The sequence below is a fragment of the Hymenobacter sp. NBH84 genome (assembly GCF_014217645.1).
GTDB lineage: Bacteria > Bacteroidota > Bacteroidia > Cytophagales > Hymenobacteraceae > Hymenobacter > Hymenobacter profundi.
Genome location: NZ_CP043644.1, coordinates 1,738,210 through 1,762,494, shown reverse-complemented (window position 1 = coordinate 1,762,494; position 24,285 = coordinate 1,738,210). Strand labels below are relative to the sequence as shown.

Sequence of the window (24,285 nt, the reverse complement as noted above, 5' to 3'; positions counted from 1 at the left end):
TCATGTGCCGCGCCGGCGCCCACCCAAGCCGCCGACTTTTTGTTTGAATCGTATGCAACCCGAGAACCCCAACACCGCCCCTCAGAGCCCCGAGAATGCCGCGGAAACCCCGCAGAGCATTCTGGAGCGCCGCCTGGCCGAAATCAGCGCCCAGAAGCAGCCCACCACCACACCTAACGCCGACTCGGAAACCGAGCAAATTCAGGAGCGACCCGCCCAAGGTACGCCTGCGCTGCCCGAGGGTACGCCGCCTGGTGCCGGCACCGCCGAACCAGAGCCCGACGCCACCCCGGCCCCCGCACCTGGCAGCGCCGAGTCGCCGGCCGATGTGGAGCCGGAAACCACGCCGCCCGCTTCTGATATTTCGGCTTCGCAGCAGCGGGCCCAGGCGCACGAAGGCGCCCAGAACGACGCAGCACTGGCAGATACCGCATCTGCGCCCGCTGCGTCTGTTGCCACCGAAGAACCCACTACCCCGCACGGCATTGCCGATATCAAGGAGATAGAAGAGCACGTGCCGCACGTGTCGCTGTCTTCGGCTGAGGCCATCGAGCAGGCTCCCGAAGGCGTGGCGATGCTCTCTACCTCCGCTGAAACGCCCGTGAGTGGCGAATCCGTTGTAGCCGAGGAAGCTGATACTACTACGGATGAAACGAGTGAATCTGAGGATTCTGCTGCCGCTGGTCCCGATTTCAGTTCTCTGAGCCTACCCGAACAAGGTACCTATCTGCTAGGCCTGTTGCGCGACAAGGGCGCCCGTAAGAACCGCAAGCGCATTTTCGACTTCAACCGCCAGTACGAAACTGCCGTAGCTGCCGACCGCACCGCTGCCCAACAGCGCTTCGTGGACGAAGGCAACCCCGCCGACGCCTTCGCCTACCTGGGCCCCGAGGGATATGCAGAAGTGGGCAAAGCCGTGCAAGATTTCCGCGAAAGCCGCGCCCGTGATGCCAAGGCCGAAGATGAGGAGCGCGCCCGTAACCTCACGCACAAGCAACACCTACTGGCCCAGCTCCGGCAGCTAGTAGAATCGGCTGAAACCAAAGACAGCTCGGCTCGTCTGAAGGCCTTGCAGAACGACTGGAAAGCCATTGGCCCTGTGCCCCAGCAAGACTCGCAGGAACTGTGGAATAACTACCACGCGCTGCTTGATATTTACTACAACAACCGCGGCCTTTTCTTCGAGATGAAGGAGCTGGACCGTCGCCGCAACCAAGAGGCCAAAGAAGCTCTGATTGTGCGGGCCGAAGGCCTAAGCGCACAGTCCAACGTCAACAAAGCCCTACAAGAGCTACGGCTGCTGCACGAGGAGTGGAAAAACATTGGGCCCGTGCCCAATGAGCAGCGCGAGCCACTGTGGGCTCGTTTCCTAACGGCCTCAGAGCAAGTACACGCCCGTAAGCAGGAACTTCTGGACGCCCGCGGCACGCAGGAAAAAGAGAACCTGACACGTAAGCAAGCCCTATTAGAGCGCCTGCAACCGCTGGCTGATTTCCAGACGGAACGAGTAAATGAATGGCGCGCCAAAACCGATGAGCTGCAAAAACTCAAAGAAGAATGGGACGCCACTGGGCTTGTACCCCGACAGCAGGCCGAGGCCATCAACAAGCAATTTTGGGCGGGCTATAAGGGCTTCTTCCAGCGCAAGAATCAGTTCTTCAAGGCCATGGACGAGGAGAAGAACGCCAACCTGAAGCGCAAGCAGGAAATGTGCGAGCAGGCCGAAGCCGCTCTGGCTAATCCTAACTGGGAAGAGGGTAGGGAAATCGTAATCCGACTTCAAAAGGAGTGGAAGACGGTGGGTCGTGTGCCCGAGAAACAGTCGGACAAAATCTGGAACCGCTTCCGTACGGCCTGCGACGCATTCTTCGAGCGCAAGCACGAGGAAAGCCGCCAGCGTCAGCAACAGCAGCAGCAAGTGTCGCAGGAGCAGTCGGCCTACCTCGATCAGTTGGAGGAAAGCATTGCACTGCTCACTCCCGAAGCACCGGGCACGCTCGAAGGCTTCCGCCAGCAAGCTGCTGAATGGCGCACGCAGGCCGGAGCCAGCGGTGGCCGTGGTGCCGACCGCGCCGAGGAGAAATTTCAGTCTCTGATGGGGCAATACCTGGATGCCGTACCTGGGGTGAGCTATTCGGAGCGTGCCAACTTATTATTCCAATTGCAGGTAGAGCGGCTGAAGGCCAGCCCCGACTCGCAACAGGCCCTGCACAAGCAAGAGCAGACGCTTCGCCGCGAAATCAACGAGCTGGAAAACGATATTGCTACCCTGCAAACCAACCTCGACTTCTTTGCCCGCTCAAAGAATGCCGATCAGTTGCGCGGGGAGTATCAAGGCCGTATCGATGAGGCAAAAGTTCGTATCGAGCAGTTGAAAAAGCAACTGAAGGTAGTGCGCAGCTAGTCTCCTGCTGACAGAAAGACAATAAAAATGGCCTGCTACACTAGCAGGCCATTTTTATTGTAAAATTTAAGGTGTTGATATGGAGAAGGATACAGGTATGCAGTGTAAAATTATTCGTCTACTATTTGCAAAATAGCCCCGCATGGCTACTTTTGCACCACCAACACGCCTCCATAGCTCAGCTGGTAGAGCAACTGACTTGTAATCAGTAGGTCGCTGGTTCGATCCCGGCTGGGGGCTCACGGTTCCTAAAACGCCTTGCAAATCAAGATTTGCAAGGCGTTTTTTTATTCTGCTCGATGGTAGCCAAACAGGCCATCATATAGAGTCCTTCTCCTGATATAGATCTGCTTATATACCTGCCGATAGTACTTCTACTTGTTTTTGATAGGTGGGCAAGAGGTGAATAGTTTCAGAGTGGGAATACTATTGGAATAGAGTAGGATTGTGCATCAGGGTTTTCACGAACCAACGATGGGAATTACACCCAAAAAAATGAGGTTCTTCATGATACTTACTTATCTAATTGTACTTTTGGGATATGTTAAGAGTAGTGAAATGACGATAAGTTCTTTTTTCGATTATGACGATACCCGCCAATAACCCAGAGAATGACAGGGGGCTTACCTCCACTGCTACTGAGCAATTACTACGGCGTTATAATGTGCACGTACAGGGAGAAGGAGAGGAAACTCTGTTGTTCTGCAATGGTTTGGGTTGCAGCCAGGAAATCTGGCAGTATCTCACGCCTCGCCTCAGAACCCGCTACCAGTTAGTATTATTTGATTATCCGGGTACTGGAAATGCACAGCCAGATGCATATGACGCGCAGCGTCATAGCACTCTGCAAGGATACGTAGAAGATATTATAGCTATTTGCCAAGCACTGCAACTACAGCGCATCATTCTCGTTGGGCACTCAGTGGGGGCTAGCATTGCGCTGGTAACAGCTGCGTATGCGCCTACTTTGGTGTCGTCGGTGGTATTGCTGGCGCCATCTCCTTGTTACCTCAATGAGCCAGGCTATTACGGAGGGTTCGAGCGGGTAGACGTAGACCAACTCCTATCGCTAATGGAACAGGATTATGATGGTTGGGCTTCGTTATTGGCTTCGTTGCTAATCGGGTCGCAAAACCCCGCTACGCTGGGCGAACAACTGAATGGTTTCTTTTGTCAGGCCGACCATCTTATCACGAAAAACCTCGCGCGCTTAACGTTCTATACGGATGTTCGTCCTGTTGTGCCCAGTGTGCGTATGCCTACGCTCATTTTGCAGTGTCAGCAAGATGTAGCTGCTCCCGAGGAGGTAGGCGCTTATTTATCACGGCACTTACCCCAAGGCACCCTCGTGATTATGCAGGCAACGGGACACTGCCCCCATTTAAGTGCTCCACTAGAGACACTTGCTGCCATAGAAGCTTTTCTGGGGTAGCACTGCCGGAAAGAGAAAGTTCTGTAGTGTTACCGGCCAGTTAAATGGTGAGGTCTGCACGGGCACATCATTTGGTCTTGCCTCAGGGTATAGAAAAAGCCACCTTTTTTATGCGGAAGCGAAAGCGGTAGGAAGAGAGGCTAAATAATGTTCCATGTGAGCAATAGTAGCGACAGGTGCATTCAAATGAGGATAATGCCCCGTGGTGTCCAGGATCTGTAAGGTACTGCCTTGCAGATGCTGGTGCAGGTAGTGGCCCACACTGGGGGGAGCTATAATATCCTCTGCGCACTGAAGAATGAGCGCTGGTACTTGCAACTGGGATAATATATTTCGGTAATCAGACAGAAACGTGGCGCGGGCAAACTGCCGAGCAATAGCTGGGTCTACGCGGGAAAAACTTTGCAATACTTCGTCCACCAAATCCGGGCGTAAATCGCCGCCTACCAGGTTTGGGACCACATTACTGCTCCAAGCGTGATAATCCCGATCCAGAAACCCGAGAAGCTCTTCCATGTCCGCTGGGTCGTAGCCGCCTGCGTACTCGCCGTCATTAAGATAACAAGGGGAAGCAGCCAGCAAGATCAGTCGTTCAAACAAAGCGGGTTCCCGAATGGCCGCGAGCACCCCAATAATGCCACTAACGGAATGCCCTACATAGACCACTTTAGGGATCTGCAAAGCACGGATCAGTTCCAGTAGATCAGATACGTAGCCGTCTAGGGTCTGATACCGAGTGAAATCATAGGCTGCTTTATTGGAGTCGCCAGCCCCCATCAGGTCAAACAGTACGACCTGGTAGTGTGCAGCGAAAGCAGGCGCTACATAATGCCATACCTGCTGATCAGTTCCGAACCCGTGCGAAAACACAATGGGGCGTGGTCCAGCACCATAAGAACAGACGTGGTGGCGACAAAAAATATTCATAGGAGGTAAATATTTGTGTGCGCGCATTGTGTAAACTCATCTGAGCGTACCGTACGATGCGAAGTAAGCAGATTCGTATCTGTAAGAGAATCGAACTAAAGCTGCTAATACTATTTGCATAAGACAAGCTCTTCCCAACAAAGTACATGTTTTCCCGTCGTGGGGCTATACTAGAGGGTGAGGATGCACGACGGGTTGTAGTAGCCATAAAAACGCCAGGGGGCCAACTTCACGATGAAGTTGACCCCCTGGTAAATGCGATGCCGGTAGCTTTTCTATCCATTCAGCTCCCACTCAGGCGGTGGCGGGTGAGTGTAGCCAGGTAGGCAGGAGAAGGCTGCTGCTCAGATTCTATCCGGGCCAGCTCTTCGATAGAAAGTACGCCATTGATGTAGGCTTGTAAGCCGGCAATAATGGTATCATCAAGGGGGGCACCACCCATACGGGCAACGGCAACGCCCCACTCGGCGTGGCGTTGGCGGCGGCGGCGGGCAGTAATTTCAGCCACCGGTAAATCTGGTGGTAGGGTAGTAAAGTAGGAGTGAGCCATAGAGTAAACAGTTAGTAGAATACTCCGATGGTCAAATGGTATGCCGATCTGCTGCTCAATCAGGCGTAGAGCATAAATTTGAAATACAATATATGGCGAATGGTTATTTATATAACTATAGAAAGGTAATTATAGTGTATTATCTACTGTAAATGGTGCCAAATAGCATATACTAAAGCTGCGAGTGCTACAGCACTCATCAGAATATACAAAACTCTATTCTGGCGGGGTTCTATTTCGCTTGGTTTCATAGCTGAAGACGTAGGAGTTCCTGCAGCTAACGAATAGCAGTTGGCAAAGTTGGTAATGAGCTTAATTGCGGGCGAAAACGGCGTAGAGTTGAGTGGGCATCAGCAGTCGTGCCAGTTGAGCTGAATATGCATTTTGCTTGAAATGCAGTCCGCGCAGGTATGTGTTCTGAATGGCATGAGCCAGTTGCTCGTCTTCCGCCCGCAGCAGATCCGCTACTACGAGGCATTCCTTCAACGTTGTTAAGCTGCCTTCTTCTGCTGCTTGCTGGGTGAAAACGGCAAAGATTCGGAGTTGACGAGGAAGTGAATGCTGGTTTTCCGGTACGTTCAATTCGGGTGCTAATTCCGGAAAATGACTAACTAAAAACTCTTTAACATGGGTGGGAGAAATCATAGCTATTACTGGTAAAGTAACCCGATACACAACAAAGTCACTGCTAGTGTGCTGTACTAAGCCAACTGTTGTGCCACCTACCTGCTGTGTCTTCCAGTCTCTATCTATCAACTAGTTATGCGATAATGAGTCAACGCTATAAGGTGAATGTTTCCATATTTGAGAATAAATAGCTGTATAATGGGATATTATGGAGATAATATATGCAAAAATAAATATTTTGTATTTTCACAATGGTTTATTGCACGCGACTCTATAATATATGAATTGAAATACCCTTTGATTGTCGTTTGGATACGCACTCTATTAAGGAGTCCTGTACTTTTGCCGCCTGTATCATCCAGTACCACTCGTACGCTATGTCCATACCATCCGCGCCTACTCTGATTTCCCATACTGCCGCATTTGTTCGAGAAAAATTTCTGCATGAAGGGTCGGGCCACGATTGGGCACACATTGAGCGCGTGTGGCGCACCACGCAGGCACTGGCCCGCCAAACACCCGGTGCCGATACCACTATTGCCGAACTAGGCGCCTTACTACACGACATAGCAGACTGGAAATTTCATGGTGGCGATGAAGAGGCCGGTCCCCGTGCTGCCCGCACGTGGCTGCTTGACCAGGGGGTAGGCGAGGAGGTTATCCAACCTGTAGAAACCATCATCCGCGAAATCAGCTTCAAGGGGTTGGGTGTGCCTACCCCCATGAGCACCCTGGAAGGAGCCTTGGTGCAGGATGCCGACCGCCTCGACGCGATTGGGGCCATTGGCGTGGCGCGGGCTTTTGCCTACGGCGGACACAAAGGTCGCCTACTCCACGACCCCGCCGTGCCGCCCGTGCAGCACGATTCCTTCGAGAGCTACAAGAAAAACGACGCGCCCACCATCAATCACTTCTACGAGAAGCTGCTGCACCTGCGGGAGCGGCTGAATACGCCCGCCGCTAAGCGCGTGGCCGAGGGTAGGCAGCGGTTTATGGAAGAGTTCCTGGCGCAGTTTCTGCGCGAGTGGGAAGGGGAGGATGCGGGGTAGGGGGAGTTGGTTTACTATTTCTAGTATCGTAATCATATCTTAGTTGCTTAACCTTACATCGTTCTTTAGCTTATGGAACCTGGACAAAGACCTATCGAAGAATCTAATCGTTATCAATACCAAACTGCCCTAGAGGAGATAACTAAAGGCAGTGACCGAAATGCTGCTATTCTAGCTGCTAGCATGTTGGATTACAATTTAAAACACATCCTCATTAGCTTCCTGATAGATCGAAAAGAAACAGTAAGTCTATTTCGTGATACAAATGCTCCACTTACTACACTTAGTGGTCGGATCAATCTAGCATATGCCCTAGGACTTATTGCAGCAGATGAGTATGAAGACTGCCATATCTTCCGCAAAATTCGGAACGATTTTGCGCATCGGTTTGAGGTGAACTTTTCTTTTCAGGATCCAGAGATATCAAAGCTTAGTAAAAAGTTGAAGAATAATTTATTCATCGGGGAAGGCCGTCTATTTGGAGGAGCAGGGGAGCTAACTGAAGCACGAGAATCCTTCAACTTAGCTATTGAATTCCTGTCAACGCGATTAGAGGATAGAGCAAATTTCGTGATTCAGCAAAGATTAACGGAAGTTAAATGGCCAGGATCTAGCTTGGATGACTACGAATACCAAGTAATATAATGACGTATCTTCAGCACGTGAGTGGCGTGTAGCTCTATAAGCTCCTGTATAAAGTGGCTCAGTTAGAAGTAGAGGTTGACGATTCCCTCAACACCCCGGCCCGGCTTTTGCGCACGCCCTGCGTAACCTGCCTACCTTTGCCGCATGACGCTTCGCTACCCCTTCTCACGCCTGTATCTTCTGTTACTTGTGCTGCTGCTAGCCGCCGGCTGCCGCACGTGTCCTATTGCGTCCTGCCACACCCGTAAGGTGCACATGCACGATGGCGCCAAGTATCGCGGGCAGCCGTTGTGGAAGAAACAGAACCCTGCCATCGGTGAGAAAATCAAGTGGCACCGGCAGACGACAGGCAAGCGCAAAGCCGATAAGAGCAAGCCGTTGAAGTAGGCTGCTGAAAGCCCGCCAAGCCGAAAAAAATGGCCTTTTTTTCGTATCTTGCCAGCTTAACGCAGTACACATTCACCGGTGCCGGCGCGACCCTGTAAGGGCCTGCGCTGGCCGACTTTGTTCTCTTATGGCGGAAGGCGAAAAGATCATTCCGATTAACATTGAAGACGAGATGCGTGGTGCCTACATCGATTACTCGATGTCGGTTATCATCTCCCGGGCCCTGCCCGACGTGCGCGACGGCCTGAAGCCCGTGCACCGCCGCGTGCTCTACGGCATGTCGGAGCTGGGCGTTTCCTACAACAAATCCTACAAGAAATCCGCCCGTATTGTGGGCGAGGTGCTGGGTAAGTACCACCCGCACGGCGACTCCTCCGTGTACGATACCATGGTGCGCATGGCCCAGGATTGGAGCCTGCGTTACCCGCTGGTAGACGGCCAGGGGAACTTCGGTTCCGTGGACGGCGACTCGGCAGCGGCTATGCGTTACACCGAGGCCCGCCTCAAGCGCCTCTCCGACGAGCTGCTGGGCGACCTGGACAAGGACACGGTAGACTTTCAGCCCAACTTCGACGACTCCCTGGAGGAGCCGTCGGTGATGCCGGCCAAGTTTCCGAACCTGTTGGTGAACGGCACCTCGGGCATTGCCGTGGGTATGGCTACTAACATGGCTCCTCACAACCTCACGGAGGTAGTGAACGGCATTGTAGCCTACCTCGACAACGAGGACGTGACCATTGCTGAGCTGATGGAGCACATCATCGCCCCGGACTTTCCAACGGGTGGTATCATCTACGGCTACGAGGGCGTCAAGCAGGCCTTCGAAACTGGCCGGGGTAGGGTAGTGATGCGTGCCAAGGCGCACATCGAAACGCTACCCTCGGGGCGCGAGCAGATTGTGGTGACCGAGATTCCCTACATGGTGAATAAGGCCGCTATGCTGGAGAAAACTGCGGCGCTGGTTGACGACAAGAAAATCGAGGGCATTTCGGCCATTCGCGACGAGTCGAACCGCGAGGGGATGCGGGTGGTGTACGAAGTGAAGCGCGACGCTATGCCCAACGTGGTACTGAATCAGCTCTATAAGTACACCCAACTGCAAAGCTCGTTTGGGGTCAACAACGTGGCGCTGGTGAAAGGCCGGCCCATGACGCTGAACCTGAAGGATCTGATTGTGTACTTCATCGAGCACCGCGAGGAAGTGGTGGTGCGTCGCACCCGCTACGAATTGGCCGAAGCGGAGAAGCGCGCCCATATCCTGGAAGGCCTGCTGATTGCCCTAGACCACCTCGACGAGGTGATTGCCCTGATTCGTAGCTCCCGCGACGGTGAGGTAGCCCGTGGCCAACTCATCGAACGCTTCAAGCTGAGTGAGGTGCAGGCTCGTGCCATTCTGGATATGCGCTTGCAGCGCCTGACGGGGCTGGAGCGTGACAAGATTGTGCAGGAGTATGAGGAGCTGATGCAGCAGATCGACTACCTGAAATCAGTATTGGCTTCACCTGCCTTGCAGCGGCAAATCATCAAAGATGAGCTGACCGATATTCGGGAGCGGTACGGCGACAAGCGCCGCACGGAAATCGAATACGCTGGCGGCGACTTCTCGATGGAGGATATGATTGCCGATGAGAGCATGGTAATTACCATCTCCCGCGAAGGCTACATCAAGCGTACTGCCCTGGACGAATACCGTTCGCAGGGGCGGGGAGGGGTAGGCGCCCGCGGCGCTGCCACCAAGCAGGACGACTTTACGGAGCACCTGTTTGTGGCGACTACTCACGAATACCTGCTGTTCTTCACCGAAGCCGGCCGCGTGTTCTGGCTGAAAGTGTACGAAGTACCAGAAGGAGGGAAGGGGGCCAAAGGCCGTCCGATTCAAAACCTAATTGAGATTCCGCGTGAAGACAACGTGCGCTCTGTGCTGAACGTGCGCGGCCTACGCGACCCCGACTACCTGGAAAATACCTTCCTGATGTTCTGCACCGAGCAGGGCACCGTGAAGAAAACGCCGTTAGAAGCCTACTCGCGTCCTCGCACCGCCGGTATCAACGCCATCAGCATCAATGAGGGCGACCGACTGCTAGATGTGCAGCTCACCACCGGCAACAGCCAGGTGATTCTGGCCTCCAGCGCTGGCCGGGCCGTGCGTTTCGACGAGGAGAAAGTGCGCTCGATGGGCCGGAACGCGGCTGGGGTGCGCGGCATCTCGCTAGCTGAGGATGGTAATGACAAGGTGGTAGGCATGGTTTGCCTCTCCGATCAGACCCAGGAACTGCTAGTGGTTTCCGAAAATGGTTACGGAAAACGCTCGGAGTTGGAGGAATACCGCACGACCAACCGTGGCGGTAAAGGTGTACGCGCCATGAAGATTACCGACAAAACCGGGGCGCTGGTAGCCATCAAGGCCGTGACGGATACCGATGATCTGATGATTATCAACAAATCGGGGATTACTATCCGCCTGCGGATGGCCGACTTGCGGACCATTGGTCGGGCTACGCAGGGGGTGCGTCTGTTGAAAATCAACGAGCGTGACGAGATTTCGTCTGTAGCCAAAGTGGCCGCCGAGGATAAAGATGAGGATGCCGTTGACGGCCTACCCGAGCCGAATGGCACCCCGGGTAATGGGGGCGGAGAGGGCCTAACGGAGGACTCTACGACAACGGATCTAACCTCGCTAACCGATCCGGATGCGCTTAGCGCAAACTAAAAAGCTGAGCTAAAACGGCGGAACCTGGCAATGGGTTCTGCCGTTTTGCGTTAGTTTACATTCTGAATTCACCCATTCTCTACCTATTCTTCGCAAAGAACACCATGAAGAAACTTGTGTTAACCCTCGTGGCTGCGGCTGCGCTAACTACTGCGTCGGCTCAAAATTCGGCTGTCAATAACGCGTTGCTCTACCAAAAGCAAGGCACGCTGGATAAGGCCCGCACCGAAATAGACAAGGCTATTGCCCACGATAAAACCAAAGACAAAGCCAAAACCTGGTTCACCCGCGGCGAGATTTACGACGCCATGACCAGCAACCCGATCTACGGCAAAACGCTAAAGGCTGGAGAGGGTATGAACATAGCTTACGAGTCGTACCAGAAAGCTATTGAGCTAGATGGCAAAGACGGTGAGTATGGCAAACAAGCGGCTGCGAAGATGCAGGGTCTGTATGGCTTGGCGTTGAATGCTGGTGTAGAAAGCTACAATGCCAAAAATTACGACGAGGCGATCAAGTCGTATAAGATGGCGCAGCAGATGAACCCCCAGGATACGACGGCGTATCTGTATGCCGCTTATGCATCGTTGGCCAACGAGAACACGGCTGGCGCTAAGGAAAATTATGGCAAGCTGATGGCGATGAACTACAAATCGCCTACCATGTACAGCCAGTTGATGCAGATTGCCCGGCAGGAAAACAATACCAATGAGTACAACAAGCTTCTACAAAGCGGCTTGCAGGCGTATCCGAACAACAAAACCTTTGTGCTGGAAGATCTGAACCAGTTGATTACCGCTGGCAAGGATAAAGAAGCCATCAGCAAACTACAGCACGCTATTGAACTGGATCCAAAAAATTCCAACCTACAAAGTGTGCTTGGCTCGGTATACGACAAGCTAAAGCAGCCTGAGCAGGCGGAAGCGGCTTATAAGAAGGCCATTGAACTAGACGCAAACAACTTCGATGCGCAGTACAACTTGGGAGTGTACTACTACAACAAAGCAGCCGAGTTGTATACCAAAGCCAGCAAAATGGATTTGGCAGCGTACCAGAAGTCAGGTAAGGCTTTAGAAGCAAACGGCAAGAAGTACTTCCAGCAGTCGTTGCCATACTTTGAGAAAGCGCTAGAACTACAGCCAGAAGAGAAGGCTGTAATTGTACCCTTGCAAAAAGTATACGTTCGGTTGGGACGCAACGCAGATGCTGACCGTTTGAACGCCAAGCTGGAAGGCAAATAGAGTATGAGGAATAATCTCCTTATCCAAAAGGATAGGGGATGCTACCCGAAGCCATTTATACGCTTCGGGTAGTTTTTTGAAAACTCTACTTAACATAATATAAATTATAAGACAAATAGATAGTTGCTTTTTTTGGGAGACGAGTAAAGCGGTTAGAGATCAACGCCCTTGTAGATCTGATAGGCCGGCTGCCTTAAGAGTTTGTGAAGTTCACACTGTTTGACGTGCCACTGATGCGGGTAACCGTGAAGTACGGTTGAGGCAGCGTAAGCATTAAGTATAATCGAGAATAACTGTAAAACTCTAGTTGGTATTTGCAGTATTCGGCACGCCGTCTACAGTTCCCATAACCTTATAAAAGAGCAGTATTTGTTTTGTTATTCGCTTTAAGAGCAAAAGGTTTATTCGTGGACTCGATTTTATAAGTTGATTATTAGATAAGGAGCAGATAAGCTACGCGATTAAAAAAGCGTAGGTAGCGCAATTAGAAAATGAATTTAAACCTCTCTCCTATTACGTGTTACTCTTCTGTGTTAAGCGATATTTCTTAAGATGGTTTAAAGACGCTTTTCCTTCGTTCTAGACGAAGCTTTAATCTAGCCTTCATACTATCGTCTCACGATTGTTGAGTGATTGGAACAAGGTAAAGTAGCTTTATAAGAACAGCTCCCTGCCCTAGCCCCCGGCCCCGGGGTTATATAGATAGTAATTAAAAGAGAGACAATGACAATAGGTAGTAGATTAAATAAGAGTATTAATAATGCCAATACATGTACTATAAAGTAATAAAAAGTATAAAATAATATAATTTGGTATAGCTATTTTATGCTTTATACTACTTTTATATGCTTTTATTGTATATACTTGCTACAGAAAACCGACCTCCATAATCTTCCCCTTTTATGCCAAAGACCATAGACTATCCTCGCACTACCTATGCTAGTGCTTGGGAAGTAGCTGAAGTTGTAGATGATACTGGTGGCAAGTGCGCTATTGAAACAAGTGCAAAGAAGCTGGATCGTAAAGTCAGTGGTTCTTATAAAGCCATTATTGGCTCTGCCGTAAAGTTTGGTTTGCTTACTAGTAAGCGGGAGATTCTCACCACAACCAATCTATACCGCCGTATTAAGCATGCTTATGATAAATACGAGGAGAAGATCTATCATAGGGAAGCATTTCTGCATCCACCGTTGTTCATGCAGATATGTCGCAAATTCCGTAACAGGGAATTACCGGTACATATGTTCGACGTTATGCTGATTCGGGAGTTCGGCGTAGAGGAGATCAACGCGCAGAACGTGGCCAAAGCCTTTGTGGAGGGAGCACGTATGGTAGACATCCTGGATGAGCGCAATGTAATCGCCGACGTAGATCAATTAGCAAATCAACAGACTCCACGTCGGCAGCTAGCCAGCACGGAGATGCCCACTAATCTATTTGCTACTCCTACTACCAACACTGCAAGTCTACCGGAGGCCGAGTCTACCTCTACTCCTACCACTTATACCAATGGTATATCCCCCACTCCTGCTTTTGTGCCACCGGCTCCCCCCTTACGAGGCGGCGATGCTGTCTCGGCCCTCTTTGGCTTAGACACCGATGATTTAGATCATGACGAATCAGAGCAAGATGATACTCCAGCAACTGAGACCTTAGAAAACCCACCGATTGCGCAGCGTGTTTCCCCTATTCCTGTAACGCCACCACCCGTGGCCACCCCCACCGCTACAAAGGCGACTACCCCTCCACCGGCCCCGGCCGTTAGTAGTAGCAGCACGAGCTACTCCATCCATATTAGCGGGCCGGGAATTGAAACTCAACTGCTTATTCAGGATGCGCAGGATCTAGCAATCGTATCTATCCTTTTGGAGAAGATACGCAAGCAACTTTCTGCTTAGCTCAACTACATTGTAAACCCATTACCCAACGCGACTAGGTAGCGGAGTGTGCTACCTAGTCGCGTTGGGTTTATTTTCGGCGCAGTACTGTGTAATACCAGATACCGGCGCCCCGGTCCCGACCCAAGTAGAAACTATCGGAAGGCATCGCATCGACGGACGCCTGCCAGGCCTGGGGCAGATCTTCGTCGTCGTACGGTTCGTCGGAGAGAACCACTACCGGCAGACGGGACAGGGTATGCAACGTATCGTCGGAGATATCGGGCATGGGCTCACCAATCATCCATATTTGCTTGACTGGCACCTCCCCCATACTATACCAGGGTAGCTTTCGAAGGGTAGGCTGCCGCCGCACGTCAACTAAATGGCGTAGACCCTGCTCATCCCGCCGCCCCTCCCATCGCGGATACGCCGGCAGCAATAAGGCCAACAGTGCCGCCATGGCCGTGAGGGAGGTAGCCATGAGCGCTGTCGGGCGCAGGTGCTGCCACCCCTGCCGGATAGCGACAACAGCAACGCTACCTAATACGACCACTACTGCCACAAAACGTAGGGTATTCGGACCGAAGCCGGGTAGGCGTACCACCATCATGGCGAGCGGAGCTAGTGCGCACACGACCACCAATACCACGGTCCACGCCCGCACCAACCGGCGCTCGGTAGGCAATACGGTTGTAGGCCTTTGAAAAGCAGTTTCCAGATAGCGCAGCATTCCTGCTATCAATAATGCTATGGGCGGCAACAGGGGTAGCATGTAGCGTTCTTTTTTCTCAGGTACTAGGCTCAGCAGCACCAGGCTGGTCACCAGCCACCCCAGCAACAGCAGATACGGCACGTAGGCACCAGCCCGATGTCGGGCATAGGGCACATACAGCGCTACCAAGGCCACGAGGGTCCAGATACCCGAAAACACCGGAAAGTTGAGGTAGTACCACGGGGGCTGTACGTGCCGCTCGCCCCAGGAGGTGGTTTCGACTTGCGCCACGGCCAGCACGGCCGCCGGCACATGACTGTATACATACAACGGCCATGACAACCCAATACCCAGCCCCAGCACAGCCGCTAGCGCAGTTCCCTGCCAATGTGCCCGCACGGTAGCCCGCCACGGGTTCAGGCGCGACAGGTAACATGCTACGTAGGGCAACAACATTGCGTAGGGAGCTACGGGTCCCTTGCTGAGCATACTGGCACCCAGGGTAACCCCAGCCGCAGCAAACCACCCATACCCCCGCCCGGCACTGTTCCACCCCCGCGTAAGCAGCCAGAGCGTGCCTACCATAAAGCTATTCGAGAAGATGTCCCACTGCCCTTCCCGCCCACTGGTAATGATAAGCAGACTGCTAGCCAGCACCAAGGCCCCCAACCAAGCAGTGCGCCCAGGCTCGTCGGTCTCGGTGGGTAGACGCCGGGTTAGCTCGCGGGCCAGCCCCCAGAAAAAGAGTATCAACAGCGTAGCCATCAGGGCCGCTGGCAGGCGCAGCACAAACAGATTGGAGGTTGTACCGGCAAGCTTCATGGCCGTTGCCACGGCCCAGGTAGGCAGTGGGGGCTTTGCCAGCCGCAGTTCCAGATTCATGGTAGGAATTAGCCAGGAGCCACCGTTTACCATTTCGCGGGCAGCTACAAAGTTGCGGGCTTCCATCAGACTCACGTTGGGCGTACCCAGGTAGGGAAAAAAGCTGAAGAAGCAAACGACCAGCACCGTTAGTGTACGGAACCAGCCAGCACGCAGAATAGAGGTAGGCAACATACTGAAGTAGTGAGAGTGCCGCCCCACGCGCAACGCAGGCCGGCAGAACAACATAATGGAACTATGCAACAGGGTGCAGCAATAATTGCCTAGCGGCCTAACAACGTCAGGAGTTGGGGAACATTATCTACTTCTATCGCATCCGGACGGCACGCCAAGATCCGGCGGATGGAAGCCGAGGACCGCCCGCCGAAGACCACCACCTCCAAGCCTGCGGCCCGGGCGGCAGCCGAGCGGGCCGGCGTAATCACGTCCTTATGCACCACAATGGCTTCCACCGCCTGCTCCCGGGCAGCCTGCACGCCTTTCGCAAACTCATCGTCCTTGGCAATTTCTACGGCCAGCGGCGCCCCGGGCACGGCGGCGCGTAACAGGGGTAGCGTTTGGGGATGGTCGGTGAGAATCAGGAGGCGGTCAGCAGGTACGCGGAAACGGCGCAGCACGCGCCCTAAGGCCCGCGCCAAGGCCGGCGAGCGGCGGTATGCTTGGCCCTCCGGCGCACAGTCATCGTGCTCGTGCAAATCCAGGTGCAGCAAAGGGTAGCGCCCCGTACGTCGGGCCCGGCGTTGCAACTGGCCCAGCAAGGTTTCGAAGGTAGCGGGCTGCTCTTGCTGAAACCAGTCGTAGGGCCAGCCCCCGTGGTAGTGTAGGGCCGTAATGGCCGCCGCGGGCAGCTCACTCACGCACCCGTGCCCGTCGGTCATGGAGTCGAACCGCGGGTCGTGGTAGAGGATCGGTATACTGTCCTGACTGAGCTGCACGTCAATTTCTACCCCATCAACGCCCTGATCCAACGCGTGCGCAATGCCGCGCAGACTACTGGGAGGTAGCGGGTTGAAAGGATTAATAGGCGTAAAAAATCCCGACCCGGCGTGGCCAACAACCAACACCTGACGCTCCACCGGCGGTACTTTCTCTCCTGCTGACAGCCACTGCCAGGCGACTACCAGGCTGAGGACTACTAGCAGCCCCAGACCCCAACTTAATTTCTTTTTTCTGCTTAACACGTGCTAAAGGTATTTCGCAAAAAACGAAAAAACCGGATGAGTATGCCGCCAGCGGTCCTATTTCATAAATCGCGCTACCTTTGCCCCCCTCCCCGCCCCCGGGGAAATTTCTCCGTTTGCGTTTCCCAATCGTATGCCTTCTGTTCTCGTTACCGGGTGCGCCGGCTTTATTGGCTCCCACCTCTGCGAGCGGCTGCTGGCCGACGGCTACCGGGTGCTGGGCCTCGACAACTTCGATCCGTTTTACGATCGGTCGCTGAAACAGGCCAACCTGACCGCCTTACTCCCCCATGCCCAGTTCAGCTTTCACGAAGTGGAACTGCGCCGCGGAAGCGAGGCCCTGGCAGATGCTTTTCCCGCCGACCCCATCGACATAGTGGTACACCTGGCTGCCAAGGCCGGCGTGGGTCCTTCCGTACGCGAGCCTATCGCCTACCTCGACAACAACGTGATGGCAACCACTCACCTGCTGGAGTGGATGCGCGGACGAGAAATTCATAAACTATTCTTCGCCTCTTCTTCCTCGGTGTACGGCAACACGCCGGAACGTCCCTTTCGGGAGGACATGAACCTGCTCAGCGCGGTCATATCGCCCTACGCTGCCTCTAAACTGGCTGGGGAGCAACTTACCTACACCTACCATCACTTGTATGAGCTGGACGTACTGAACGCCCGCTTTTTTACGGTGTATGGCCCCCGCCAGCGGCCCGATTTAGCCATTCATAAGTTTGTGCGCCTGCTGCACACCGGTCAGGCCATTCCAGTGTTCGGCAACGGCAGCACGGCCCGCGACTATACTTTCGTATTGGACACTGTAGATGGCATTGCCCGGGGCGTGGCCTACTTGCTGAGCCATACAGAGGTGTACGAAACCATTAACCTAGGCAACAACCGCCCGGTGCCGCTACTGGAGCTGATTGAGGCCGTGGGAGACGCTGTGGGCGTAACGCCTCGCTTGGAGTTCCATCCCATGCAGGCCGGTGACGTGGACGTGACCTACGCAGACATCAGCAAGGCCCAACACCTGCTTGGCTACCAGCCCAAAACCAGTTTGGCCGATGGCCTACGGCAATTCGTGGCCTGGCAGCAGGCACAGGTGGAGTAAAGGGGTTGTCCGTACCCGAAGCGGTGGAGTCGAGCGGCATCAGCCTTTCCAGCGTCAAATGCTACCGCAAGTATTTGTAGGCATCATTATTCTCTGTGCCTAATTTTATATGGTTGTAACTAAGTATATTTCATTTTCTATTGCGCTACCTATTGTCTTATTCCGGCTCGTTGACGCTGGTTAGGAAGCTACAGCCTCGATCCATTTTTTATTATATTCCTTTTCAATATGTTAAGCTCTTGTTTATTGAAATCCGCTGGCCTTCTGAGCATCGGGCTGGCCTTGGCGGGTTGCTCCTTATTTGAGCAAAGCGGACAAACTACCGTCGAGGGCGTCGTCGTGGACGACGTGACCGGGCAGCCCATCGCCTTGGCTGACGTGGCCGTACTGGCCAACAAGCGCAGCAGCTCCTCCTCCGCCTTCTCGCAAGTGGGCGACTGGCACCCCACCGACGCGCAAGGCCGGTTCTCGTTTGCCTTTGAAGCCAACGGCGCGACCGACTACGTGCTACGCGCCGATGCGCCCCGAGGGAGCACACAGTACTTGTCGGCGCCCAAAATCAAAGCCGGCCGCAAAAATAAGAACGTGCGCGTCCCCCTGACGTCTATATCCTGGCTTCAGGTGCACTTACGCGACGTACCTCCACGCGCCGATGCGTTGAATATTACGGTCAGCGGCTTTCTTACCTCGGTGACAGTTCGTCCGCCACAGGACACCATCTTCTACCGGCCCGTGCCGGCTGGTAGTAAAAACGTAGTAGTGTGGAGCCTGAACGGGAGCCCAACCGTCTCGAATGCCGAAACGCGCATCCCCTATACCGTGGCGGGAGCGGACACCGCGCGCATCGAGATTCGCTACTAATTCGTCGTCAGAATTCCTGAAAACGAAGCACGGATTGAATGGTAGTACCCCACCTACTTCCACTCACTCTTCAACCGGCACTTTCACTTCCACGATTTTCAACGCCTTGATTTCCCGGCGCAACAGCACAATGTTGCGGGCATAGACCACCGTTCCCGACAGATTTCCCAGCAGCAGTACCACGTCCCAGCGCAGCACGGCATACACCAGAATCAGCACGGAGCCCAGCAAGCTCACCACCCAAAAGCCCAAGGGTAGCACCGACTCGCCCTTGCGCTCGGAGTACAGCCATTGGTACACAAAACGTAGGAGGAAGATGGTTTGGCCCACGGCGCCCAACACCAGCACCCCGCGCGGGATACGGCTGCTCAGCATGGCTTGCAGGCTGAAGTGCGCCTCGCCTACCACAAACCGTACTAGGGTGGCTAGCGGAAACACGTAGGCCGCCACCCGGAACCAGCCATTGAGTTTCTGCCACTGCCCCAACAACTGCAAGTTGCGGATGTAGATGACGTAGCTAATCAGTTGGGCACCCAAAATGACCGGGTCGTGGCGCAGGATGCCGTAGATAATCATCAGAAACGACGATATCAGGCTGATCTGCCAGAACAGCGCGGGCACCAGCACCCGCCGGGCCCGCTCGCTCTGAATCCACTGTAAGACAATACGGCTCGAAAACAGTAGCTGCGATACCAGGCCAATCACTAGGGCCACGTTCTGCACCGAAAACCACCGTTCGAACGTCGCCAGCAGGGTTGTACTCATACTCACCTCAATGCCGCGTTAGTTAGACGGTGCCCCGCTGCTGCTCCCCAATCTCGTAGTTTTTCCAGCGCGAACGGATCCAGCGGAAACCGAACGTATCCACCAGGGGCTTCCAGGCTCGGTTCCAGAGGTTGTATTTGGCCGTGCCGGCGAAGCGCGGGAAGTGGCGCACGGGAATCTGCTTCACCTTACCACCTTGCAGCTGCACCAACGCCCCCAGGAAACGGTGCATGCCGTGGAACAGGGGTAGGCGGCGGGCATACTCAATCTTCATGATCTTGAGGGGGCAGCCCGTGTCCTGAATGCCGTCGTTGATGAGCGTGCGGCGCACCGTGTTGGCAATTTTGGAGGACATTTTCTTGGTGAGCGTATCCTGACGTTTGGCCCGGATGCCATTCACCATATCGAACTCCGGAAAAAACCGGAAAAACTCCAGAAAATCCAGCGGCGTGGTCTGAATGTCGGAATCGATGTAGCCCACCAGCGTGGTGCGGCAGTGGTCCACGCCGGCTTTGATGGCCGTGCTCAGGCCGCGGTTCTGGCTGAGGCTGATAAATTCGTAGCGGTTGTCTTTCGCGCAGATGTCGCGCAGAATAGCCAGCGAACCGTCGCGCGAGCCGTCGTTCACGAACAGCACCGTGGTCTGTACCGGCGTTTGTTCCAGAAACTTATTCATCTCTACCACAAACTGCGGCAGGCTTTCTTCTTCGTCGTAAACGGGCACGAGCACCGTCAGGGTTTGGGTGGCCAGGTAGGCGGCGTTGGAATCGGCGGGCATTGGCTAAAATAGCATTAGAAACGCAAGGTAGGCAGAAACCCAGCAATCCTCAGTGTACGCTACCCACGGCCTACCCCTACCCAATTGAGCGCACTACTTTTTCGATCAGCTCTTTGGTGCGGCGAATACCGGCTTCCTCGCTCAGCTTTTCGCCCTCGTACTCGATGCCCAGATAGCCCTGAAATTTCGCCTTTTTCAGCAGTCCCAGCATCTTGTAGTAATTCGTTTCCACGCAGTTGCCCGTTGCATCAAATTCCAACGTTTTGGCGCTTACGCCGGTTTTGATAACGGGCAGCCATTCGGCCACGGCCTTGTACCGATCGTACTCCTCCACGCACTGGCCCTTGTACAAGTCGCCCGTCTCCCGGCGCACGCAGAAATTGCCGAAGTCCGGAAGAACACCCACGTTGGGTTTGCCTACCCCCTGTATGGTGTGCAGCAGCCACTGTCCGTTGGAGGTGTAGCTACCATGGTTTTCTACCAGCACGTTCAGGCCCAACGGCTGTGCGTAGGCACTCAACTGCCCCAATCCCGCCATCGCCGCCCGCTGCACTTCTTCGGCAGTACCCTTGCCAAAGGCATTCACACGCACGCTCCGGCACCCCAGGTAGGCAGCCGCCTCCAGCCAGGGACGGTGGTTTTCCACGGCCTGCTGCCGCTGCCGCTCATCGGGTGAGCCCAGGTCGCCTTCCCCATCCACCATAATCAGGTGGTTGGTAATGCCGTTGTCGCGGCAGCGTTGCTGCAACGCCCGCAAATAGGTTTGGTCTTTCGCTTTGTCCTTGAAAAACTGGTTCACGTACTCCACGGTCGTGATACCAAATTTCTGCCGGGCCACGCCGGGGAAATCCAGGTTGGTTAACTCTTGCTTGAAAAGGGCTTTGTGCAACGACCACTGCGCCAGGGAAATTTCCCCGAACGTGGGAGCTGGAGTAGTAGCGGTCAGTAGTTGCGGTGCAGCCAGCGCGGCGGTAACCAGGACGGAAGTTTTCTGCAAGAATTCGCGGCGGGAAGTGGACATAGACGACGGGGACAGGTAGGAAAACACTCCTAGATACCACCTTTTTTTGTATATCGAACACGTAGCCGCGCGCCGGAGCGGTTCAACTTCCCCGGTGCGCGGCGCGTACCCATCGAATCGTAACGCCTATGAAAACGTATAAAGTCCTGGTCATTGGGTGTGGCAACATGGGTGCTTCTCACGCCCGCGCTTACCATCAACTGTCCGCCTTCGAGCTGGTTGGGCTAGTCAGCCGCGGCCCGGAGAGCCGGGAAAAAACTGTCGCGGGAACTGGGCGGCGTGCCCACCTACGCCACCACCGAACAGGCCCTGCATGCCACTACCCCCGATGTGGTGTCCATTAATACCTACCCCGACACGCATTTTGCCTTGGTGCGGCAAAGTCTGCTCGCCGGTGCCCACGTGTTCGTGGAGAAGCCCCTGGCTACCACCGTAGCCGAGGCCGAAGCATTGGTAGAGTTGGCCCAACAGCAGCAACGTAAGCTGGTGGTGGGCTATATTCTGCGCGTGCATCCTACCTGGAACCAGTTTGTAGCCCTGGCGCAAACCTTAGGCAAGCCCCTGGTGATGCGCATGAACCTGAATCAGCAGAGCGCCGGGCGCCACTGGTACACGCACCGCCAGCTCCTGCGCTCGGCCTCCCCGCTGGTCGATTGCGGGGTGCACTACGTGGACGTGATGTGCGCCATGACGGGGGCCGCCCCTAGTACTATTAGTGCCATTGGTGTGAACCTGTCGGCGGACGTCGACCCCGCGATGTACACCTATGGGCAGTTGCAGGTGCGCTTTCAGGACGGTTCCGTGGGCTGGTACGAGGCCGGCTGGGGACCGATGATGAGTGAAACAGCCGTGTTTATTAAAGACGTGATTGGGCCGAAGGGGGCCGTTTCCATTATCGACGACGTACAAAACGGGTCGCAAGACATTGCCGGCCACACCCACACCGGCGGCCTGCGCATTCACCACGCGGCCCTGGATGCCGACGGCCAGTTTGCCCGCCCAGACGAGGTGCTGCCTACCCCCACCGAGCCCGACCACGACGCGCTGTGCCTACTCGAACAGCAGTTTCTACTCGATGCCATTACCCACAACCACGACCTGACCGACCACCTACGCTCGGCCGTCACCAGCCTACGCATTGTGCTGGCCGCCGATGAGGCCGTGCGCACCGGCCAAACGGTAATGTTGTAAATGTGCGGAGCCAATGAACCGTTACACCTTCCTGGGCCTGCTGGGCACCGCCGCGACTACCCCCCTGCGCCGGGCGCTGGCGGTCCTCTCCCCCAACTTGCGTCTGATGCAACCTGAACAGTTCCTTTTTCACGACGACGGCCAGATTCCCAACAGCCGCTTTCCCGTCCTGCTCTACCGCAATGCCTTCCCGGCCCGCGACATGGAGGGCGCCGCGTGGCTTGAAAAACGCTTTGCGGCGAATAACTGGACCAACTCCTGGCGCAATGGCGTGTATGCCTACCATCACTACCACAGCACCTCACACGAGGTACTGGGCGTGTATGCGGGCACGGTCCTTCTACAACTCGGCGGCGAGCAAGGCCAACAGGTGCGCGTGCAGGCCGGCGACATTCTGGTGCTGCCAGCCGGCGTAGGGCACAAAAACCTGGGTAGCGAGCAGTTGGGCATCGTAGGCGCCTACCCTGAGGGACGCCACTGGGACGTAAACCGCGGCTTACCCGGCGAGCGGCCTCAGGCCGATCAGAACATTGCGGCCCTACCCATCCCGACGACGGATCCGCTGCTAGGCTCCACCCAGGGCCTACCTACCCTGTGGAAGAAGTAAGGTAGGTGTAGCCTGCGTATTTCAGTTCATCCCAAGCTGACTCAAGGAGACAGAGTACCAGGTGGCGTAAGTCTGCCACTGCCGGCGCCAGTAGGCGTACTCACCCAGCACGCAGATTACTTTGTCGCCCTTGAGGTAGATGCGCGTTTTGGCTTGCTCGTTTTTCCAGGCAATCGGGCCGGCCTCGTCCGGCTCCATGTCCTCTACATTCTGCCATAGGAAAGACCGGGGAGTTTCGTGCTGCTGCCCCAGCATATCTTGCCAAAACCGCGTCGCGTGTGCAATAGGAGAAGGAATCATAAAGAGTGTAAAAGCGAAATGAAGAGAAAAGAGCTAGTAGCTACGGTTCAGGTAAGGCAATATAATCACAATCAACTTTTCAAACCGGCTTTTATTAAAATCCCTACCAACCGAGCATCTGATTACACACTTCTCATATTTATTGCCAAACTCCTTGTATGTATCATAAAAATAAACAGCATCTATTATTTTGTTAACAAAATAATAGATGCTGTTTTGACGATACCATTTCTCACAAAAAGAACAAGTTGTCCCTATAAGCTGAATACGTTTTTCCTACTCTACTCCCGGCGCACGCCTGCTGCAATGGTGCTATGGCGCTGGCGCAGCACGGAAACGATGTCTTCCAGCGTGAGACCCGAGCCCGCCAGCAGCACCAGCAGGTGGTAGAGCAAATCGGCCGCTTCGCCTTTCAGCCCTTCCGTGTTGCCGCCTACCGCATCAATCACCGTTTCGACGGCTTCCTCGCCTACTTTCTGGGCGATTTTGGGCATGCCTTTGCGGAACAGCGAGGCGGTGTACGACTTGGGGTCCTCGTCGGGGAAGTCGCGGCGGCGCTGCACTAGGCGCTCCAGCTCGGCCAGGAAGCCCACTGGGGCAGTGGGTAGGGCAGTTTGCGCGGGCTGCTCGAAGCAGCTGACGGTGCCACGGTGGCAGGTAGGGCCGTCGGGGCGGGCGCGAATGAGCAGGGCGTCGCCGTCGCAATCCTCATGCAGGCTGACCACGGTGAGGTAGTTGCCGGAGGTTTCGCCCTTAGTCCAGAGGCGGTTTTTGGAACGGGAAAAGAACGTCACGCGTCCCTCCTGCCGGGTTTTCTGCCAGGCTTCCTCGTTCACGTAGCCCAGCATCAGCACCTGGCCGGTATCGGCGTCCTGTACCACGGCGGGCAGCAAGCCGCCCATTTTATCGAAATCTAAGTTCATTTTTGTTGATTTTATCTGTCATGCTGAGCTTGTCGAAGCATCTCTACCATGCGTATTCTTTGTTCGCAACGAAGCAGTAGAGATGCTTCGACAAGCTCAGCATGACC

The 24,285-nt window shown here is 54.6% G+C and carries 23 protein-coding genes and 1 tRNA gene; 14 read left to right on the top strand and 10 right to left on the bottom strand.

Annotation, left to right across the window (positions count from 1 at the left end):
• The first annotated feature begins 52 nt into the window (after positions 1–52).
• The 3 genes from F1C16_RS07355 to F1C16_RS07345 all read left to right on the top strand — a co-directional run bounded on the left by F1C16_RS07355 (position 53) and on the right by F1C16_RS07345 (position 3,836).
• Positions 53–2,404 (top strand): DUF349 domain-containing protein, encoded by a 2,352-nt coding sequence (locus tag F1C16_RS07355; RefSeq protein ID WP_185283681.1) that lies wholly within the window; start codon positions 53–55, stop codon positions 2,402–2,404.
• A gap of 167 nt (positions 2,405–2,571) precedes the next feature.
• Positions 2,572–2,644, top strand: a tRNA-Thr gene (locus F1C16_RS07350).
• A gap of 343 nt (positions 2,645–2,987) precedes the next feature.
• Positions 2,988–3,836 carry an alpha/beta fold hydrolase gene (locus tag F1C16_RS07345; protein ID WP_185283680.1) on the top strand — a complete coding sequence of 283 codons (849 nt, stop codon included), beginning with the start codon at positions 2,988–2,990 and terminating at the stop codon, positions 3,834–3,836.
• Positions 3,837–3,944: 108 nt separating this feature from the next.
• On the opposite strand, the gene F1C16_RS07340 is transcribed toward F1C16_RS07345, so the two are convergent.
• The 3 genes from F1C16_RS07340 to F1C16_RS07330 all read right to left on the bottom strand — a co-directional run bounded on the left by F1C16_RS07340 (position 3,945) and on the right by F1C16_RS07330 (position 5,958).
• Positions 3,945–4,790, bottom strand: a complete 846-nt coding sequence (locus tag F1C16_RS07340) for an alpha/beta fold hydrolase (RefSeq protein WP_258049054.1) — start codon at positions 4,788–4,790, stop codon at positions 3,945–3,947.
• A gap of 256 nt (positions 4,791–5,046) precedes the next feature.
• Positions 5,047–5,313, bottom strand: coding sequence for a hypothetical protein (locus F1C16_RS07335; protein ID WP_185283679.1), 267 nt, complete (start codon positions 5,311–5,313; stop codon positions 5,047–5,049).
• Between the two features lie 312 nt (positions 5,314–5,625).
• The gene (locus F1C16_RS07330) at positions 5,626–5,958 is read right to left on the bottom strand and encodes a hypothetical protein (RefSeq protein WP_185283678.1); all 333 of its coding nucleotides are present in this window, start codon (positions 5,956–5,958) and stop codon (positions 5,626–5,628) included.
• Between the two features lie 359 nt (positions 5,959–6,317).
• Between F1C16_RS07330 and F1C16_RS07325 the strand changes: the two genes are divergently transcribed.
• From F1C16_RS07325 to F1C16_RS07300, 6 genes are all read left to right on the top strand, one after another.
• Positions 6,318–6,989, top strand: coding sequence for an HD domain-containing protein (locus tag F1C16_RS07325; RefSeq protein WP_185283677.1), 672 nt, complete (start codon positions 6,318–6,320; stop codon positions 6,987–6,989).
• Between the two features lie 72 nt (positions 6,990–7,061).
• Complete coding sequence (locus F1C16_RS07320; RefSeq protein WP_185283676.1) at positions 7,062–7,634, top strand: MltR family transcriptional regulator; 573 nt, start codon at positions 7,062–7,064, stop codon at positions 7,632–7,634.
• A gap of 144 nt (positions 7,635–7,778) precedes the next feature.
• Positions 7,779–8,021 carry a hypothetical protein gene (locus F1C16_RS07315; protein WP_185283675.1) on the top strand — a complete coding sequence of 81 codons (243 nt, stop codon included), beginning with the start codon at positions 7,779–7,781 and terminating at the stop codon, positions 8,019–8,021.
• A gap of 127 nt (positions 8,022–8,148) precedes the next feature.
• Positions 8,149–10,731 (top strand): DNA gyrase subunit A, encoded by a 2,583-nt coding sequence (gene gyrA / locus F1C16_RS07310; protein WP_185283674.1) that lies wholly within the window; start codon positions 8,149–8,151, stop codon positions 10,729–10,731.
• A 104-nt stretch (positions 10,732–10,835) separates the two neighbouring features.
• Positions 10,836–11,972: a tetratricopeptide repeat protein gene (locus F1C16_RS07305; RefSeq protein WP_185283673.1), complete on the top strand. Its 1,137-nt coding sequence runs from the start codon at positions 10,836–10,838 to the stop codon at positions 11,970–11,972.
• Positions 11,973–12,874: 902 nt separating this feature from the next.
• Positions 12,875–13,870, top strand: a complete 996-nt coding sequence (locus F1C16_RS07300) for a hypothetical protein (RefSeq protein ID WP_185283672.1) — start codon at positions 12,875–12,877, stop codon at positions 13,868–13,870.
• Positions 13,871–13,940: 70 nt separating this feature from the next.
• Here the strand turns inward: F1C16_RS07300 and F1C16_RS07295 are convergent, their stop codons facing one another.
• Together F1C16_RS07295 and F1C16_RS07290 are read right to left on the bottom strand one after the other, a co-directional pair.
• Positions 13,941–15,620, bottom strand: coding sequence for a glycosyltransferase family 39 protein (locus tag F1C16_RS07295; protein ID WP_185283671.1), 1,680 nt, complete (start codon positions 15,618–15,620; stop codon positions 13,941–13,943).
• A gap of 89 nt (positions 15,621–15,709) precedes the next feature.
• Entirely contained in the window at positions 15,710–16,627 is a 918-nt protein-coding gene (locus F1C16_RS07290; protein WP_185283670.1) for a glycerophosphodiester phosphodiesterase family protein, read from the bottom strand.
• A 133-nt stretch (positions 16,628–16,760) separates the two neighbouring features.
• Here F1C16_RS07290 and F1C16_RS07285 point away from each other — a divergent pair, with 133 nt between their 5' ends.
• Together F1C16_RS07285 and F1C16_RS07280 are read left to right on the top strand one after the other, a co-directional pair.
• Entirely contained in the window at positions 16,761–17,732 is a 972-nt protein-coding gene (locus tag F1C16_RS07285; RefSeq protein WP_185283669.1) for a GDP-mannose 4,6-dehydratase, read from the top strand.
• 246 nt (positions 17,733–17,978) lie between these two features.
• Positions 17,979–18,593, top strand: a complete 615-nt coding sequence (locus F1C16_RS07280; protein ID WP_185283668.1) for a carboxypeptidase-like regulatory domain-containing protein — start codon at positions 17,979–17,981, stop codon at positions 18,591–18,593.
• A 63-nt stretch (positions 18,594–18,656) separates the two neighbouring features.
• Here F1C16_RS07280 and F1C16_RS07275 read toward each other — a convergent pair whose 3' ends face one another.
• The 3 genes from F1C16_RS07275 to F1C16_RS07265 all read right to left on the bottom strand — a co-directional run bounded on the left by F1C16_RS07275 (position 18,657) and on the right by F1C16_RS07265 (position 21,157).
• Complete coding sequence (locus tag F1C16_RS07275; RefSeq protein WP_185283667.1) at positions 18,657–19,358, bottom strand: lipid-A-disaccharide synthase N-terminal domain-containing protein; 702 nt, start codon at positions 19,356–19,358, stop codon at positions 18,657–18,659.
• 22 nt (positions 19,359–19,380) lie between these two features.
• Complete coding sequence (locus tag F1C16_RS07270) at positions 19,381–20,136, bottom strand: glycosyltransferase (protein WP_185283666.1); 756 nt, start codon at positions 20,134–20,136, stop codon at positions 19,381–19,383.
• A gap of 76 nt (positions 20,137–20,212) precedes the next feature.
• The gene (locus F1C16_RS07265) at positions 20,213–21,157 is read right to left on the bottom strand and encodes a sugar phosphate isomerase/epimerase (protein ID WP_185283665.1); all 945 of its coding nucleotides are present in this window, start codon (positions 21,155–21,157) and stop codon (positions 20,213–20,215) included.
• A gap of 128 nt (positions 21,158–21,285) precedes the next feature.
• On the opposite strand from F1C16_RS07265, the gene F1C16_RS23205 reads away from it, so the two are divergent.
• From F1C16_RS23205 to F1C16_RS07255, 3 genes are read left to right on the top strand one after another with little or no spacing between them, the layout of a single operon-like run.
• The gene (locus F1C16_RS23205) at positions 21,286–21,501 is read left to right on the top strand and encodes a Gfo/Idh/MocA family oxidoreductase (protein ID WP_308461651.1); all 216 of its coding nucleotides are present in this window, start codon (positions 21,286–21,288) and stop codon (positions 21,499–21,501) included.
• Complete coding sequence (locus tag F1C16_RS07260) at positions 21,437–22,348, top strand: Gfo/Idh/MocA family oxidoreductase (protein WP_308461650.1); 912 nt, start codon at positions 21,437–21,439, stop codon at positions 22,346–22,348. Before F1C16_RS23205 ends, F1C16_RS07260 begins: the two co-directional genes overlap by 65 nt.
• Positions 22,349–22,361: 13 nt before the next feature.
• Complete coding sequence (locus tag F1C16_RS07255) at positions 22,362–22,955, top strand: cupin domain-containing protein (RefSeq protein WP_185283664.1); 594 nt, start codon at positions 22,362–22,364, stop codon at positions 22,953–22,955.
• Positions 22,956–22,976: 21 nt separating this feature from the next.
• Here F1C16_RS07255 and F1C16_RS07250 read toward each other — a convergent pair whose 3' ends face one another.
• Positions 22,977–23,255: a hypothetical protein gene (locus F1C16_RS07250; RefSeq protein ID WP_185283663.1), complete on the bottom strand. Its 279-nt coding sequence runs from the start codon at positions 23,253–23,255 to the stop codon at positions 22,977–22,979.
• Positions 23,256–23,536: 281 nt separating this feature from the next.
• A complete protein-coding gene (gene hisIE / locus F1C16_RS07245; protein WP_185283662.1) occupies positions 23,537–24,178 on the bottom strand; it encodes a bifunctional phosphoribosyl-AMP cyclohydrolase/phosphoribosyl-ATP diphosphatase HisIE in 642 nt (213 codons plus the stop codon).
• Positions 24,179–24,285: the final 107 nt, after the last annotated feature.